The sequence below is a fragment of the Stenotrophomonas sp. YJH_SMC_65 genome, from assembly GCF_059369475.1.
The window spans coordinates 268,919-283,463 of the sequence record NZ_JCAFSR010000006.1 but is presented as its reverse complement, the minus strand read 5'-3'; the positions used below and the strand labels follow the sequence as shown (position 1 = coordinate 283,463).

Below are 14,545 nucleotides of genomic sequence, written 5' to 3'. Positions count from 1 at the left end.
GCCCGCTGTCGGTCGACGCGGGCCGGATGCTTGCCCACGGCATTGCCCGGAGCACTGGGGGCTGCATGGAATCCCACCGGACCGCAGGGTGCGGTGGGCTGTGATCGGCACTATTGATCGACCGCGAGAAGGACCCCCTGGAAGTTCAGGTCGTGATCTGCATCTCCCGGACACCCGGTAGCGCCAGGTCGAACCTGGCGACACATGACCCGGCAATCATCGACCGGTTGCCGCCTTCACCGCATCTTCGTGCAGGGATTCGTTCAGCTCATCCACCACGGTGGTCCACGCCGCATCGGCCTGCAGCGATTCAGACAGGAACTGGCGCTGGGCGTCATTCCAGTACGGTGCCTCGGCCACCTCCACGCCTGCGGGCAACTGGTGCCCACGAATGAAGCCGGCGATGCCCTCGGCACTGGCATCCAGGCCCAGCTGCAGGAACAGGTTTTTCATGCGCGGTTCGGTGGTGATCATCATCGGTTTCCTGCTGGGAGAAGGGATGGTCCATTATCGGTGTTCACAGCCTTGGGGTAAGCCCTGTGGCGAACGTCCATAGCACCACCATCTCCTGGCATTTTCCCCGTGAACGTACCCCCTGCTCCTGAAGAGAGCCGCAGCCTTCGGCTCAAGGCCGCCACCCGTGACAGCCACGGCGCGCTGGACAAGCACATCATGGCCGGCGACATCTTCGCCAGTCGCAGCAATTTTTCCCGTTTCCTGCGCGTGCAGTACCGCTTTCATCACAGCATCGATGGGCTGTACGCCCATCCTGCAGTGGTCGCGCTGCTGCCCGACCTGGACGAGCGTCGTCGTCTGGCGCAGATCGCGCGTGATCTGCAGGACCTGGAGCAGAGGCTACCGGAGGTAGACAGGGTGCCATTGCCGTGCGATCTGGCGCTGCCGGCCCTCCTGGGCTGGTTGTACGTGGCCGAAGGTTCCAAACTGGGCGGAGCCGTTCTTTACAAGATGGCCGCCACGCTCGGTCTCGATCGTGGCTTCGGCGCCCGCCACTTGGCCGCGCACCCCGATGGAGCGGCAGGCCAATGGCGCAAGTTCACCGCCGTGCTGGACGCGGTGACGCTGAACGCCGAACAGGAACAGCAGGTGGTCGACGCAGCTGATGCCGCGTTCCGCAGCGTGCAAGGCTACGTCAAGCTGGAATTCGCCTGAAGCTCTGCTGCTGCGTACGGAGGGCTGTCTGGATATGGCTCCAGTCTGCCTGATGAGTCTGCTTCAATGCGGTAAACCCTGACAGGGAGTTCTGGAGTTCCTTGCTGCACGGGTTGGCGTCGAGCGCGCAGACTGGAATCCCATCCATCGTTGGAGCTTGAGATGCGAGCGGTCATCGTCGCGTTGATTTCGGGCATTGCGAGCATGTCTTTCGTCGTTGGAGCAACGGCTTCAGAGCACGGGTATGTCGATCTGGGCGCCTACTCGAAACAGACTTCGTATTTTCACGAATCTGCATGGAAAATCCGCTCCGATCTGATCAGACAGTGCGAACAGAGCGCTTGTGTGAACTGGTTGGGGCAGTACCGCCCACTTCATTTCGAGTGCTCTGCGGATACGCGAAGCGGCCTCATCGGCGCGTGTCATTGGGTGTTCGTAGCCATGCATCTTGAGTTGGATCCGCAGAGCGGCGTGGTGCATGGGACGACCACGACATCCGGATGTGAATTGCCCCTGCCCGAGAACCTGGGGGCGTTGGAGTTGGCAAGCGCGCTGTTGGATACTGATCCGCTGAACGTTCCGCTGCCGGGAATCAATCGTTCCCTGCTGAGTCTGAGTAGGGAATGCCTGCCGGGGCGCTTCGCATGACGCGCGCATACTGGGTGGTTCTTGTGGGCGGATTGATGCTGGCCTCAATGGTGCAGGCGAAGCCTATCTATGTGGACGCACGGGACTACCCCACGCAGGGTGCCGGACGCGCTGCATTTGAAGCCCTGGAAGCGAAGTGGCGCGAGGGGTTCACGATCGCGTGCATGGACGCGATCTGCGATACCGGCTACAACAACTATCTTCCTGTGCATCTGAGTTGCGCAGTGCGTGCAGACGATGGAATTTTGAAGAGCTGCCATTGGGCCATCGCGGGAAGTGCTCGGAGCATCCATCCCGGGACAGGAAGAGGGGAGTACGAGATCCGGACAGCGGTTTGTGAAATTCCCCTGGCTGCAGATACGCCGCTTGCGATCCTGCTGGCGACGGCAGCCACCAAAGATCCCTTTGATGATCCGCTGCCGGGCGCAGGGACGAGTGTCTACTCCAGCATTTCCGATTGTCTGAGCGCCAGGACTGACGACCATTGAAGGTCGTCAGTCCTGCGAAATTCACAACAGCGGCACCAGCAGCAGCGCCACGATGTTGATGATCTTGATCAGCGGATTGATCGCCGGGCCGGCGGTGTCCTTGTACGGGTCACCGACGGTATCGCCGGTCACCGCGGCCTTGTGCGCCTCGCTGCCCTTGCCGCCGAAGTGGCCGTCCTCGATGTACTTCTTGGCATTGTCCCAGGCGCCGCCGCCGGTGGTCATCGAAATGGCCACGAACAGGCCAGTCACGATCGTGCCGATCAGCAGGCCGCCCAGCGCGCGGGGCCCCAGCAGCAGGCCGACCACCACCGGCACCGCCACCGGCAGCAATGACGGCACGATCATTTCGCGGATCGCCGACCGGGTCAGCATGTCCACCGCCTTGTCGTACTGCGGCTTGCCGGTGCCCTGCATGATGCCGGGGATCTCGCGGAACTGGCGGCGCACTTCTTCCACCACTGCGCCCGCCGCGCGGCCGACCGCTTCCATCGCCATCGCACCGAACAGGTACGGAATCAGGCCGCCGATCAGCAGGCCGATGATCACCGTGTGGTCGCTGAGGTCGAAGCGGAATTCCTGTCCGGGATGCGCGGCCTGCAGGTTGTGCGTGTAGTCGGCGAACAGCACGAGCGCGGCCAGTGCCGCCGAGCCGATCGCATAGCCCTTGGTCACCGCCTTGGTGGTGTTGCCCACCGCATCCAGCGGATCGGTAATGTCGCGGATATCGGAAGGCAGCTCGGCCATTTCGGCGATGCCACCGGCGTTGTCGGTGATCGGACCGTAGGCGTCGAGGGCGACGATCATGCCGGCCATCGACAGCATCGCGGTGGCGGCGATGGCGATGCCGTACAGGCCCCCCAGCGCGAACGCGCCCCAGATTGCCGCACACACCGCCACCACCGGCAGCGCGGTGGACTTCATAGAGATGCCGAGGCCGGCGATGATGTTGGTGCCGTGGCCGGTGGTCGAGGCCTGTGCCACGTGCTGCACCGGCTTGTACTGGGTGCCGGTGTAGTACTCGGTGATCCACACGATCAGGCCGGTCAGGAGCAGCCCGATCAGCGCGCAGCCATACAGCGCCATCGGCCCATGTACGTTGTCCGACATCAGGCCGGTGGTGATCGGGTAGAAGGCGATCGCGGCCAGCACGCCGGACACGATCACGCCCTTGTACAGCGCACCCATGATCGAGCCGCCGGGCTTCACCTTGACGAACAGCGCACCGATGATCGAGGCGATGATCGATACGCCGCCCAGCACCAGCGGGTAGAGCACCGCGTTGGCGCCGGCCTCGGCCAGCATCAGGCTGCCCAGCAGCATGGTGGCGATCACGGTCACCGCGTAGGTCTCGAACAGGTCGGCGGCCATGCCGGCGCAGTCACCGACGTTGTCACCGACGTTGTCGGCGATCACCGCCGGGTTGCGCGGATCATCTTCGGGAATACCGGCTTCGACCTTGCCGACCAGGTCGGCGCCGACGTCGGCTCCTTTGGTGAAGATGCCGCCGCCCAACCGCGCGAAGATCGAGATCAGCGACGAACCGAACGCCAGCCCGACCAGCGCGTGCAGCGCCTGCTCCATCGGCAGGCCCATGCGCAGCAGCAGTGCGTAGTAGCCTGCCACGCCCAGCAGGCCCAGCCCGACCACCAGCATGCCGGTGATCGCGCCGCCGCGGAAGGCGACGTCCATCGCCGCGCTGATGCCCTGGCGCGCCGCCTCCGCGGTGCGCACGTTGGCGCGCACCGACACGTTCATGCCGATGTAGCCGGCGGCGCCGGACAGCACCGCACCGACCGCGAAACCAATCGCGGTGTACCAGCTGAGGAACACCCCGACCAGCACGAACAGCACCACGCCGGCGATGCCGATGGTCAGGTACTGACGGTTGAGGTAGGCACGCGCACCTTCCTGGATCGCGGTGGCGATCGCAACCATGCGCTCATTGCCGGTGGGTTGGCGCAGGATCCAGCGCGCCGAGACGATTCCGAACAGGATCGCGAGAATGGCGCAGCCCAGCGCCAGTGACAGCCCGTGACGTTCCAGCATTAGACCCCTCCGCAGAATGGATGTAGGCATCCAGTGGCGATGAACGGCACCACGAGGGGGACGACGGGCTGCAGCCTGGAACCAACCCGTACCGACCTTGGTGGTCGTCCGACGTATGGCGGTGTTCAGCATTCCCTGGTGCCTGCAGTATGCGTGCCGCTCTTTGTAGAGTCGAGCCATGCTCGACTGGCCCGTGGGAGCCGCGCCGCATGACCCGTGGGCGCCCTGCCAATGAACGCGTCGACATGCGCGCGGACCCGCCGCCAGGCAAGGGCATGATTTGCGAGCCACCGGCCTTTGCACCCCGTTAAGCCAGCCTCTGCAAGCCTGCGCGGAGTCCCGATGGAGATCCCCCATGCGCCTGTCCCTGTTGATGCTCGCCGCCCTGGCCCCGGCCGTGCCGGCACTCGCTGCGGAAACCCCGGAGCTGCAGCGTGCCGTGGGCGCACCCCAGGCGGTGGGCGCGGTGCATACGCTGCGGCAGATTCCCGAGGCCTGCGCACGCCTGGAAGGTGCGTTCACCGGCGATGCCGCCGCCCCGTACCGCTTCTCCGCCGTGCGTACCAGCGAGCAGTGCCAGCCACGTGCGCGCTTCGTCGACTACACCAAGGCACAGCCGAGTGCCGACAAGGGCTGGAAGCTCAACGATGTGATCCGCGTGCCCAACGCGGCATGCCCGGCGCAGCAGGCGGTGGTGCGGGTGTGGCGCCTGCCGTCGAGCAACAAGGTCGAGCTGGATGGGCAGGGCCAGTCGCGCATCTATCTGGAAGAGGCCAAGAAGCAGGCGGCAGCCGGCCAGATTCCGCAGGTGACGATGTTCGCCGCGCAGCTGCAGATGGAAGGCAAGGCCTGCAATTGAGATGATGCGTGCGCTGCGCCCACGCAGTCGTCCACGTGGTAGTGCCGGCCGCTGGCCGGCATCCGGCTGATCTCACTCCGCCAGCGTCGCCCCGCGCGCCACCAGCAGCTCGCGCAACGCCCTGCGATGGCAATGCGCTTCGTCCTCGCAGTAGCAGCCCACGCTGAGGTCGCTGTGCTGCGACATCGCGGCCAGCAGGTCCAGCGCGTGCGCGGCATCGGGCGCTTTCATCTCGGCCTTGTAGTGGCGGAAGAACGCAGTCCAGTCGGCGGCGGTCTTCGCCTCATGGGCCTGTTTCACCAGCTCCGCGCTGGGTGACAGAGTCGGGAACCAGACGTCGTACCAGTCCCGTTTCGCGAATTCGCTGCGGGGCACGCCGCGCGGTGGTCGCCGCACGGTGCCGATGCGCAGGCCCTCACCGGGTTGGCGCGGGCTGCCGAGACGAACAACACGCAGTGCCATGATGACCTCCAGGCGGGGCGTCCATCATCCTGCGATGCACGTGCGCCAGGCGTGAACCGCTGGGGAAACGAAAAGGCCCGGGCGCCTGCGCACCCGGGCCTTTTCCCATGCCGGCAGCGGTCAGTTGCCGCGGCAGTCCTTCAGCCACAACACCCGACCGATCTGGTCGTAGCTGTCGACCACGCCGGTCAGCGTTACTTTCTCGCGCGGGCGCAGGGCCAGCGCATACGCGGCCTGGTTGGCTGCGAACGAGCAGGAAATGGCCACACGCTCAAAATCGATGCTGCCATCGCTGGGCAGGTCGAAGCTGGTGTTGTAGGTGCCGCCACTGCGCAGCACGGTGGTGATGCGACCGGTGATGGCGTAGGTCTTGCCCTTGTAGCGCGGCTCGACCGCGGCCGGGTTGTCCTTGTTCTGGTTGCGCAGCTGGAAGCCGAAGCGGTCGGCGGCAATGGTCACCACCGAGGCCTGCGGAGTGGCCTTGGCCGCCTGTTCGCCCGCCTTGCCTGGTTTGATCTGGTTGAGCAGCTTGCACATTTCTTCGCGCACGCCGTCGGCCGGGGCGATGGCGCCCTTGTTGACCTTCACCACCATGCCGACGGTGCCCTGGCCGCCTTCGGAGGTGGCACTGATGATCATCGGAATCGGCTTGTGGGCCATGGATTCCGGCTCTTCGATCAGCATCGAGCCGCCTTCCACGTCCTCGCTGAGGACGTCCATGTTGGCGTTCTTGGCGATCACCCGCATCTGGCCAATGGCGCTGGCCACGGTCAGGTCCGGATGGGTGACCGATGAAGTGAAGGTAGTGCCGACGAAGGGATTGCCCTTCTTCTGGAAGTTGCTTTCGCAGGTCGCAGCGAAGGCCGGCGCGGCAGCACCGCACAGCAGCGCGGCGATCAGGATCGGGTGCTTCATGGTTACAGTCCTTGTGGAATGGCAGCACGGGCCCGGGCCTTGAGGGCCGGGCAGCGTCGAATCTGGCTTGCAGCGGCCCCTTTGCCCCGGGCCGGAGCCCGATTGTGGGGCGCTTCGGCGGCCGCCGCAATGCGCCCTGTGCGCCGCACAGGACGCAGGCACACTTCAGCCCTCGAAGGCCGGCAGCTTCTGCTTCACCGCCACGTTCTTCAGTGTCACGTACTTCGGCAGGCCGTCGGTGCCATAGGGAAGCGGCGCTTCGCCCTTGATCAGCGGCGACAGGTAGGCGCGCGCCTTGGCGGTGATGCCGAAGCCATCGCGGCGGATGAAGCCGGCTGGCATCTTCTTCTCGTGGTTGGCGATCTTCGACAGCGGGGCCGCTTCGATCTTCCAGCGATAGGGCGCATCGCTGCTGCGCACGATCACCGGCATCACGCCGTTCTGGCCCTTCAGTGCCAGCTGCACGGCGGCCTTGCCGACCGCCTGTGCCTGCTCCCAGTCGGTCCTGCTGGCCAGGTGGCGGGCCGAGCGCTGCAGGTAGTCGGGCAGCGCCCAGTGCACCTTCAGGCCCAGCTGGTCCTTGACCCGTGCAGCAAGGTGCGCGGCCACGCCGCCCAGCTGCGAGTGACCGAACGAGTCCTTGCCGCCGCCTGCGTCGGCGACGAAGCGGCCATCTGCGGTCGCGATACCTTCCGACGCCACCACCACGCAGTAGCCGACGCGCTCGACCACGGCCTTCACCTTGGCCAGGAATGCGGCCTCGTCGTAGGCGCGCTCGGGCAGCAGGATGATGTGCGGTGCTTCGTCATCACCGTTGCCAGCCAGGCCGGCGGCCGCGGCCAGCCAGCCGGCGTGGCGGCCCATCGCCTCGTAAATGAAGACGCGGGTGGAGGTCTCGGCCATCGCCGCCACGTCCAGCGCCGCCTCGCGCACCGAGACGGCGGTGTACTTGGCCGCCGAGCCGAAGCCGGGGCAGGTGTCGGTCACCGCCAGATCGTTGTCGATGGTCTTGGGCACGCCAATGCAGGTCAGGTCGTAGCCGGAGGCCTTGGCCAGCTGCGAGACCTTCAGCGCGGTATCGGCCGAGTCGTTGCCGCCGTTGTAGAGGAACCAGCGCACGTCGTGCGCGCGCAGCACCTCCAGCAGGCGGTCGTAGCGGGCACGGTCGGCGTCCAGTGATTTCAGCTTGACCCGGCACGAGCCGAAGGCACCGCCCGGGGTATGGGCCAGCGCGCGGATGGCCGCGGCACTCTCCTTGCTGGTGTCGATCAGCTCCTCGCGCAGGGCGCCGAGGATGCCGTTGCGGGCGGCCAGGACCTTGATGCCCTTGGCCCGCGCCTGCTCGATCACCGCCGCCGCCGTGGCGTTGATGACGGCGGTGACACCGCCGGACTGGGCATAAAGGAGAGTACCGTTGCGCATGCTTCTACCTGCTCGGGGGAGGGGACATTGCAGGGACATTACCCGGATGCGGTAAAGTGGCGCTATTGCGGTGCAGCGATACCGGACCGTCCGGGACGCGAACCTTCTTTGTTTTCAACACGTTGGAGTCAGGTCAATGCGATTGGTTCTGTTGGGACCGCCCGGTTCGGGCAAGGGGACACAGGCGACGCGCCTGAAGGAAAAGCTGGGCATCGCCCACATTTCGACCGGTGACATGCTGCGCGCGGAAATCGCCGCCGGCACCGAGCTGGGCAAGCAGGCCAAGACGGTGATGGATGCCGGCAACCTGGTGTCGGACGACATCCTGCTGGGCATGCTGGAGTCGCGCCTGACCCAGGCTGATGTCGCCAAGGGCTTCATCCTCGATGGCTACCCGCGCAACGTGGCCCAGGCCAATGCGATGGACGGCCTGCTGGCCAAGATCGGCCAGCCGCTGGACGCCGTGGTGCAGCTGGACGTGGCCACCGAGCTGCTGGTGGATCGCATCGCCGGTCGTGCCAAGGAGCAGGGCCGCGCCGACGACAATCCGGAAGCGGTGCGCCAGCGCCTGCAGGTCTACAACGAGCAGACCGCCCCGGTGGTCGATTTCTACGCCGGCCGTGGCACCCTGGCCCGCGTCGATGGCGTCGGTGAGCTGGACGAGATCGAAGCCCGCATCCTGGCGGCGATCAAGGCCTGATCCGGCCGGGCCGGGCCGGCGCGAATTGCCGGCTCCCCGGGCGCAAAAAAACACAGGCCTGGTCCGCGAGGATCAGGCCTGTGTCGTTTGACAGGCGCCAGCGAAGGGCTTGCTCAGGGCCCCGCAGCATGAGCTCCCTTGGGGATGGCCTCTTGGGGAGTAGGACCGGTTCGGGTACTGCGGCTGGCAGTTCGAATTGTGTCCGGGTTCACAGAACATCGCTATCGGGAATTCCCTGACAGCTGATTGGAGTTTTCTCACATCCCGTGTAGGGGTTGTCTTACCCGATAGCGGACATTGGCCCTATACAGCCGTCATCGGTCACAATCCTCGGTCATGAGCAGCGTACATATCCTTGCAATTGCCGGCACCTTCATGGGCGGCGTGGCCGCCCTGGCGCGGGAACTCGGGCATTCCGTCAGCGGCAGCGACCAGGCCATCTACCCGCCGATGTCGACCCAGCTCGAACAGCTGGGCATCACCCTGGACCAGGGCTACCGTGCCGACAGCGTGCCGGCCGGCACCGACGAGGTGGTGATCGGCAACGCGCTGTCGCGCGGCAATGCCGCCGTGGAAGCCGTGCTCGATGCCGGCCAGCGCTATATATCCGGTGCGCAGTGGCTGTCCGAGCAGGTGCTGCCGGGCCGCGACACGCTGGCCGTGGCCGGTACCCATGGCAAGACCACCACCACCACCATCCTCACCTGGCTGCTGGAAAGTGCAGGGCGCTCGCCCGGCTTCCTGATCGGCGGCGTCGCCGAGGATTTCGGAGTCTCCGCGCGCCTGGGCCAGGGCCGCGAGTTCGTGGTCGAAGCCGATGAGTACGACACGGCCTTCTTCGACAAGCGCAGCAAGTTCGTGCACTACCGGCCGCTGGTGGCCATCCTCAACAATCTTGAATACGACCACGCCGACATCTTCCCGGACGTGGCGGCGATCCAGCGCCAGTTCCACCACCTAGTGCGTACCGTGCCCGCACGTGGGCGGCTGATCGTCAACGGCGAGGATCAGCACCTGGCCGAAGTGCTGGCGATGGGCTGCTGGACTCCGGTCGAGCGGTTTGGTTTCGATCCGTCGCTGGAGTGGCATGCCGAGCTGCTGGCCGCCGATGGCAGCGCGTTCCGCGTGCACCATCGTGGGCAGGCGCTGGGCGACGTGCAGTGGTCGCTGCTGGGCCGCCACAACGTGCTCAACGGGCTGGCCGCGCTGGCCGCTGCGCATGCAGTGGGCGTGGCGCCGGCCACGGTGATCCCGGCGCTGGCGCGCTTCCGCAGCGTCAAGCGCCGCATGGAAGTGATCGGCAGCCATGGCGGCATCACCGTCTACGACGATTTCGCCCATCACCCCACCGCGATCGCCACCACGCTGGAGGGCCTGCGTGCCAGGGTCGGCGATGCGCGCATCGTGGTTGCGATGGAACCGCGCAGCAACTCGATGCGGTTGGGCGCACATGCGCAGGCACTGGCACCGTCGCTGGCGCTGGCTGATGAAGTGGTGTTCCTGCATCGCCCGGAACTGGCCTGGGATGCCGCTGCGGTGATCGCTGCGGTACGTGGTGACGCCCACGCGGTGCCGGATACCGACGCATTGCTGGCGCAGCTGCAGTCCAGCGTGCGCAGTGGCGACCACGTGGTGTTCATGTCCAACGGTGGCTTCGACGGCGCCCCGCGCCGCTTCCTCGCCGCGTTGCAGGCCCGATGAGCGTCGACAGCCCGCTGCCGCTGTTTCCGCTGCACACCACGCTGGTGCCGGGTGCGGCGGTGGGCCTGCGTGTTTTCGAGCGCCGCTATCTGGACCTGGTCCGCGACAGCGGCCGCAGTGGTGAGGGGTTCGGTGTCTGCCTGATCCTCGATGGCGAGGAAGTCGGCGCACCGGCGACGCCGGCGGCCTACGGCGTGCAGGTGCGCATCGAAGACTTCGATGTCGGTGCCGATGGCGTGCTGCAGCTTCGCCTGCGCGGCACCCGCCGTTTCCATGTGGAGCGTACCCGCGTGCGCGACAACGGCCTGGTGGTGGCCGACGTGCGCTGGTGCGAGGAAGACCCGGACGACGAACTGCGACCACAGCACGCGCTGCTGGCCACGGTGCTGGGGCACATCATCGAACAGGCCGGCGAGGCCTATGCGCCGTCCAACCCGGCGTTGCTGGACCAGGCCAGCTGGGTCGGCTGGCGGCTGGCCGAGCTGTTGCCGCTGAGCGAGCAGCAGCGCCTGCAGCTGCTGCAGATGGACGACCCGCACCAGCGATTGCAGCAGTTGCTGGGCTGGATGCCGTAGCAGCCTGCCTTGGGTGGGTGTGCACCTTGGTGCACACGCTGGGGCATGCGTGGAATGCCATCCACGCACGGCGTGGATCTACTGATCTACTGTAGAGCCGAGCCTATGCTCGGCTTAATGGTTCCCGCGAAGAGCAGCCGAGCATGGGCTCGGCTCTACAGTGGGTGATCGCGCACCGGTGCCGGTCAGGGCGCCGTGGTCTTCAACCGCAGCACCGGCAACCCGGTTTCGCTGTGCACATCCTCGCGCTGCGGCAGGTCCTGCACGGCGTCCTTCACTGCGTTGAGCGCCGGGTCGACGCCACGCAGCGGGTGCCACATGCCGATCCACTCGAAATGACGCTCGTAGCGCAGGGTCTGCGCACTGCCCAGCCATAGCGGCGTATTGCCCGGTTGCAACTGCGCAGGGGCTGGCCACAGGCGCAGTACGTAGCGCTCATCGCGGTGTGTACCCGGGCGCACCATCAACAGCGCTTCCACGCGCGTGTCCAGCGTGGCTGGCAGCACCGGCAGTTCGTCGGCACCCGTGTTCTTGTCCAGCATCAGCAGCGCCTCCTGCCAGCCGGCCTGTTCCTGCCGCTTCCAGCCGCGTGCTTCCAGCTGCGCCTGCAGCGGGGCCAGCGGGCCCGCCACCTGCACGTCCAGCGGCCAGCGCTGGTCGTCGTCGAACTCGTTGCGGCGCGCCGGCAGTGTCGCCCAGTCGTGCTGCCACCAGGCCTGCATGTCCATCGCCTGCGCCGCCGGCAGGGTCGGCTCGAAGCGTTCCAGCTTCACCGGAATGTGGCGCGGCGCGTACCACATCGCCGCCACGGCGAAGACACCGTAGAACAGCCACGCCACCGGCTTCACCCAGAACGAGCGGTTGAAGCGGCGGCGGTAGGCGATGCCCAGCACCAGCAGCCAGAACGTACCGAACAGCATGCCGCCGATCACATCGCTCAGCCAGTGCGCGCCCAGGTACAGGCGCGAGAAGCCGATCAGGCTGACCACGATGCCCGACACCAGGTACGGCCAGACACGGGTGCGGCCAGGCATCTCGCGGGCGATCAGCACCGCGAAGAAGCCGAAGGTGATGGTGGCCATGGTCACCGACACCGACGGGAAGCCAAAGCCACTGCTGGCATCGACCGGTCGCACCACATCCACCGTTGCGCCGAGCAGCATGGTCAACGCCAGGCCGAAGGCAAGCGCGGCCAGCCAGTGCGCGGCTGCCATCCAGCGGCGGCGCCAGATCAGGTAGCCCATCGCTGCAGCGGTGGCCGGCAACAACACCTGCCAGGCGCCCAGCGATGCCAGCGCGGCCATCGGGTAATCGGCCAGCGGATTGCGCAGCGCCAGCATGGCCTGGTGCACCAGCAGGTCGATCGCCAGCGGCTCGCCATGGGCGACCACCACGGTCAGCAGCGCGAACCAGCCCCAGCCCAGCACCAGCAGCATCAGCGCCAGCATCGCCAGCGGCACCGACTCGCGGCGCTTCGGGTCCAGCACACCGACGGTGTAGCGGCCCAGCGTCGGGTGTCGGTTGGACCAGTCCAGCAGCCGCGCCAGCCAGTTGTCCATGCGCGCGGCCGACCAGCGGTAGCCGTACAGCACGATGGCCCAGACCAGGCCGAGGATCACTGCCAGCAGGCCGACCACCACCACCAGGCGCCCTGCGACGGCGGCCACCGCGTCGTAGGCCTCGCCGAGCACCCAGCCCGGTGCCAGGAACAGCACCGCCCACGAAATGCTGGCGATGCCACTGGCCTGCATGTAGCGGCTGGCCGGCATTTTCATCATGCCGGCGATGGCCGGCACGAACGGCCGGATCGCGCCCACGTAGCGTGCTACCAGGATGCTCTTGAAGGCATTGCGGCGGAACAGGTTTTCGCCGCGGTCGAGCAGCTGCGGGTAACGGCTGAAGGGCCACACGCCACGCAGGCGGTCACCCCAGCGGCGCCCGATCCAGTAACTGATGCCATCACCGGCGAATGCGCCCAGTGCGGCTGCCGCCACCGCATACGGCCCGGAGATCTGGCCCAGCCCGATGAACACGCCCACCGCGAACAGCAGCGGCAGGGCCGGCACGATGGCGCCGAGAATGATCACCGCATCGCAGAAGGCGATGAGGAAGATAACGGCACCCGCCAGCACGGGGTGAGCGGCAATCCACGCGAGGGTGGCGTCGATCCATGAAGAGTCCATTGCCCGATTATAGGGGCGTGAAGGTGACTGGTTCCCGGCCGCTTGGTGACCGTTTGCAACGGGCGCCATCGCCTAGAATGGGCACATGCCGCATTCGTCAGACACGCCCTCGCACGCCCTGAAGGCCGACAGCTTCGGTCGCATCCTCCTTGTGGAAGGGCCGGCCGGCTCCTTTGTACGCCGTGATCTGGGCGCCACACCACTGTGGTTGCGGCTGCCGGCCTGGTGGCTGGCCCGCCGTGAAGCACGCGCACTGCGCCACATCCACGGCATGGCCGATGTGCCGCAGCTGCTGGCGTGGGATGGACGTCATCTCGACCGCAGCTTCATGGCCGGCGACGCCATGTACCAGCGTCCGCCTCGCGGTGACCTGGCCTGGTTCCGCGCCGCGCGTCGCCTGCTGCAGCAGCTGCATCGCAATGGCGTGGCCCACAACGATCTGGCCAAGGAAGCCAACTGGCTGGTCACCGACGATGGCCGCCCGGCGCTGATCGACTTCCAGCTGGCGATGATCGGCAACCCGCGCTCGCGCTGGATGCGCCTGCTGGCCCGTGAGGACCTGCGCCACCTGCTCAAGCACAAGCGCATGTACTGCCGCGAGTTGCTCACCCCGGTGGAAAAGCGGGTGCTCAAGCGCACCTCCTGGGTGCGCGAGCTGTGGTTCGCCACCGGCAAGCCGGTCTACCGCTTCGTCACCCGCCGCATCCTGCATTGGGAAGACAACGAGGGGCAGGGGCCGAAGCCGTGAGCCGTGCGCAGGTGGTGACCGGCCCGCCGAGCGCGGGCAGCGTCCTGCGCCCACAGCTGGCCGGTGCCGACTTCGTGCACGCCTGCCAGGCGACGACCCGTCGCGATGGGCGCTCGGCCTTGCAGGCCTATCGCGACATGGCGGCGACCATTCCCGGCTGGTTCGATGGGCTGATGGCGCTGCGCAATCGCGGCATGCGCCTGCTCGGCATGAAGCACCTGGGCTCGTTGCGCGCGGTGCAGGACATCGCGCAGCCGCGTCCGGGGCAACGGCTGGGCATCTTCACCCTGCAGTCGCTGGATGACGATGCCATCGTGCTGGAAGACGACGACCGCCACCTGCGTGTGCAGCTGGCCCTGCAGTGGCAGGGCGATGTGCTGGAAGTGGCGACGGTGGTGCATACGCACAACGCGTTCGGGCGTGTGTACATGCTGCCGGTCGCCCCGGTGCATCGGCTGATCGTGCCGCATCTGCTGAGGAAGCAGGTGCAGGCGTACCGGTAGATCCACGCCATGCGTGGGTGCATTAAGCAATTCAATGGTCGCGTGCAAGTGCCAGATGATTGCCGTTGACGACCCCTTCCATCTGTTCGCAGCGCTCGCCTAGAATCAGGAACGAGAGAGTC

General features: G+C 66.6%; 15 protein-coding genes. 9 read left to right on the top strand and 6 right to left on the bottom strand.

Annotation, left to right across the window (positions count from 1 at the left end):
- Window positions 1–216: 216 nt before the first annotated feature.
- Window positions 217–474: a DUF2789 domain-containing protein gene (locus AC5P7A_RS13580; protein ID WP_495220208.1), complete on the bottom strand. Its 258-nt coding sequence runs from the start codon at window positions 472–474 to the stop codon at window positions 217–219.
- A 108-nt stretch (window positions 475–582) separates the two neighbouring features.
- Between AC5P7A_RS13580 and AC5P7A_RS13575 the strand changes: the two genes are divergently transcribed.
- The 3 genes from AC5P7A_RS13575 to AC5P7A_RS13565 all read left to right on the top strand — a co-directional run bounded on the left by AC5P7A_RS13575 (window position 583) and on the right by AC5P7A_RS13565 (window position 2,306).
- Window positions 583–1,170, top strand: a complete 588-nt coding sequence (locus AC5P7A_RS13575) for a biliverdin-producing heme oxygenase (RefSeq protein ID WP_111206098.1) — start codon at window positions 583–585, stop codon at window positions 1,168–1,170.
- Window positions 1,171–1,332: 162 nt separating this feature from the next.
- On the top strand, window positions 1,333–1,818 hold the full coding sequence (locus tag AC5P7A_RS13570) for a hypothetical protein (RefSeq protein ID WP_136191766.1): 486 nt from the start codon (window positions 1,333–1,335) through the stop codon (window positions 1,816–1,818).
- Window positions 1,815–2,306 (top strand): hypothetical protein, encoded by a 492-nt coding sequence (locus AC5P7A_RS13565; RefSeq protein WP_136191767.1) that lies wholly within the window; start codon window positions 1,815–1,817, stop codon window positions 2,304–2,306. The genes AC5P7A_RS13570 and AC5P7A_RS13565 overlap by 4 nt, the downstream gene beginning before the upstream one ends.
- 21 nt (window positions 2,307–2,327) lie before the next feature.
- On the opposite strand, the gene AC5P7A_RS13560 is transcribed toward AC5P7A_RS13565, so the two are convergent.
- On the bottom strand, window positions 2,328–4,355 hold the full coding sequence (locus AC5P7A_RS13560; protein WP_495220207.1) for a sodium-translocating pyrophosphatase: 2,028 nt from the start codon (window positions 4,353–4,355) through the stop codon (window positions 2,328–2,330).
- A gap of 355 nt (window positions 4,356–4,710) precedes the next feature.
- Here AC5P7A_RS13560 and AC5P7A_RS13555 point away from each other — a divergent pair, with 355 nt between their 5' ends.
- Window positions 4,711–5,214: a hypothetical protein gene (locus tag AC5P7A_RS13555; RefSeq protein WP_014648314.1), complete on the top strand. Its 504-nt coding sequence runs from the start codon at window positions 4,711–4,713 to the stop codon at window positions 5,212–5,214.
- Window positions 5,215–5,286: 72 nt separating this feature from the next.
- Here the strand turns inward: AC5P7A_RS13555 and AC5P7A_RS13550 are convergent, their stop codons facing one another.
- From AC5P7A_RS13550 to AC5P7A_RS13540, 3 genes are all read right to left on the bottom strand, one after another.
- Entirely contained in the window at window positions 5,287–5,676 is a 390-nt protein-coding gene (locus AC5P7A_RS13550; RefSeq protein WP_014648313.1) for a DUF488 domain-containing protein, read from the bottom strand.
- A 120-nt stretch (window positions 5,677–5,796) separates the two neighbouring features.
- Window positions 5,797–6,591, bottom strand: coding sequence for a hypothetical protein (locus AC5P7A_RS13545; RefSeq protein WP_046432358.1), 795 nt, complete (start codon window positions 6,589–6,591; stop codon window positions 5,797–5,799).
- Window positions 6,592–6,756: 165 nt separating this feature from the next.
- Window positions 6,757–8,013, bottom strand: a complete 1,257-nt coding sequence (locus AC5P7A_RS13540; protein ID WP_014648312.1) for a 6-phosphofructokinase — start codon at window positions 8,011–8,013, stop codon at window positions 6,757–6,759.
- Window positions 8,014–8,149: 136 nt separating this feature from the next.
- Here AC5P7A_RS13540 and AC5P7A_RS13535 point away from each other — a divergent pair, with 136 nt between their 5' ends.
- From AC5P7A_RS13535 to AC5P7A_RS13525, 3 genes are all read left to right on the top strand, one after another.
- Window positions 8,150–8,713, top strand: coding sequence for an adenylate kinase (locus AC5P7A_RS13535; protein WP_032956019.1), 564 nt, complete (start codon window positions 8,150–8,152; stop codon window positions 8,711–8,713).
- Window positions 8,714–9,049: 336 nt separating this feature from the next.
- Window positions 9,050–10,414: a UDP-N-acetylmuramate:L-alanyl-gamma-D-glutamyl-meso-diaminopimelate ligase gene (gene mpl / locus AC5P7A_RS13530; RefSeq protein ID WP_049440504.1), complete on the top strand. Its 1,365-nt coding sequence runs from the start codon at window positions 9,050–9,052 to the stop codon at window positions 10,412–10,414.
- Entirely contained in the window at window positions 10,411–10,989 is a 579-nt protein-coding gene (locus tag AC5P7A_RS13525; RefSeq protein WP_032956024.1) for an LON peptidase substrate-binding domain-containing protein, read from the top strand. The genes mpl and AC5P7A_RS13525 overlap by 4 nt, the downstream gene beginning before the upstream one ends.
- 185 nt (window positions 10,990–11,174) lie before the next feature.
- Here AC5P7A_RS13525 and AC5P7A_RS13520 read toward each other — a convergent pair whose 3' ends face one another.
- Entirely contained in the window at window positions 11,175–13,172 is a 1,998-nt protein-coding gene (locus AC5P7A_RS13520) for a bifunctional DedA family/phosphatase PAP2 family protein (RefSeq protein ID WP_046432354.1), read from the bottom strand.
- Between the two features lie 85 nt (window positions 13,173–13,257).
- On the opposite strand from AC5P7A_RS13520, the gene AC5P7A_RS13515 reads away from it, so the two are divergent.
- Window positions 13,258–13,920 (top strand): serine/threonine-protein kinase, encoded by a 663-nt coding sequence (locus AC5P7A_RS13515; protein ID WP_329768544.1) that lies wholly within the window; start codon window positions 13,258–13,260, stop codon window positions 13,918–13,920.
- A complete protein-coding gene (locus AC5P7A_RS13510) occupies window positions 13,917–14,423 on the top strand; it encodes a DUF2867 domain-containing protein (protein WP_032956030.1) in 507 nt (168 codons plus the stop codon). Before AC5P7A_RS13515 ends, AC5P7A_RS13510 begins: the two co-directional genes overlap by 4 nt.
- The last annotated feature ends 122 nt before the right edge of the window (window positions 14,424–14,545 follow it).

What these genes read in the sequence shown, in the direction of transcription:
- AC5P7A_RS13580 (WP_495220208.1), bottom strand. Translation starts at nt 474, where the DNA reads ATGATCACCACCGAACCGCGCATGAAAAACCTGTTCCTGCAGCTGGGC.
- AC5P7A_RS13570 (WP_136191766.1), top strand. Translation starts at nt 1,333, where the DNA reads ATGCGAGCGGTCATCGTCGCGTTGATTTCGGGCATTGCGAGCATGTCT.
- AC5P7A_RS13565 (WP_136191767.1), top strand. Translation starts at nt 1,815, where the DNA reads ATGACGCGCGCATACTGGGTGGTTCTTGTGGGCGGATTGATGCTGGCC.
- AC5P7A_RS13560 (WP_495220207.1), bottom strand. Translation starts at nt 4,355, where the DNA reads ATGCTGGAACGTCACGGGCTGTCACTGGCGCTGGGCTGCGCCATTCTC.
- AC5P7A_RS13555 (WP_014648314.1), top strand. Translation starts at nt 4,711, where the DNA reads ATGCGCCTGTCCCTGTTGATGCTCGCCGCCCTGGCCCCGGCCGTGCCG.
- AC5P7A_RS13550 (WP_014648313.1), bottom strand. Translation starts at nt 5,676, where the DNA reads ATGGCACTGCGTGTTGTTCGTCTCGGCAGCCCGCGCCAACCCGGTGAG.
- AC5P7A_RS13545 (WP_046432358.1), bottom strand. Translation starts at nt 6,591, where the DNA reads ATGAAGCACCCGATCCTGATCGCCGCGCTGCTGTGCGGTGCTGCCGCG.
- AC5P7A_RS13540 (WP_014648312.1), bottom strand. Translation starts at nt 8,013, where the DNA reads ATGCGCAACGGTACTCTCCTTTATGCCCAGTCCGGCGGTGTCACCGCC.
- AC5P7A_RS13535 (WP_032956019.1), top strand. Translation starts at nt 8,150, where the DNA reads ATGCGATTGGTTCTGTTGGGACCGCCCGGTTCGGGCAAGGGGACACAG.
- mpl (WP_049440504.1), top strand. Translation starts at nt 9,050, where the DNA reads ATGAGCAGCGTACATATCCTTGCAATTGCCGGCACCTTCATGGGCGGC.
- AC5P7A_RS13525 (WP_032956024.1), top strand. Translation starts at nt 10,411, where the DNA reads ATGAGCGTCGACAGCCCGCTGCCGCTGTTTCCGCTGCACACCACGCTG.
- AC5P7A_RS13520 (WP_046432354.1), bottom strand. Translation starts at nt 13,172, where the DNA reads ATGGACTCTTCATGGATCGACGCCACCCTCGCGTGGATTGCCGCTCAC.
- AC5P7A_RS13515 (WP_329768544.1), top strand. Translation starts at nt 13,258, where the DNA reads ATGCCGCATTCGTCAGACACGCCCTCGCACGCCCTGAAGGCCGACAGC.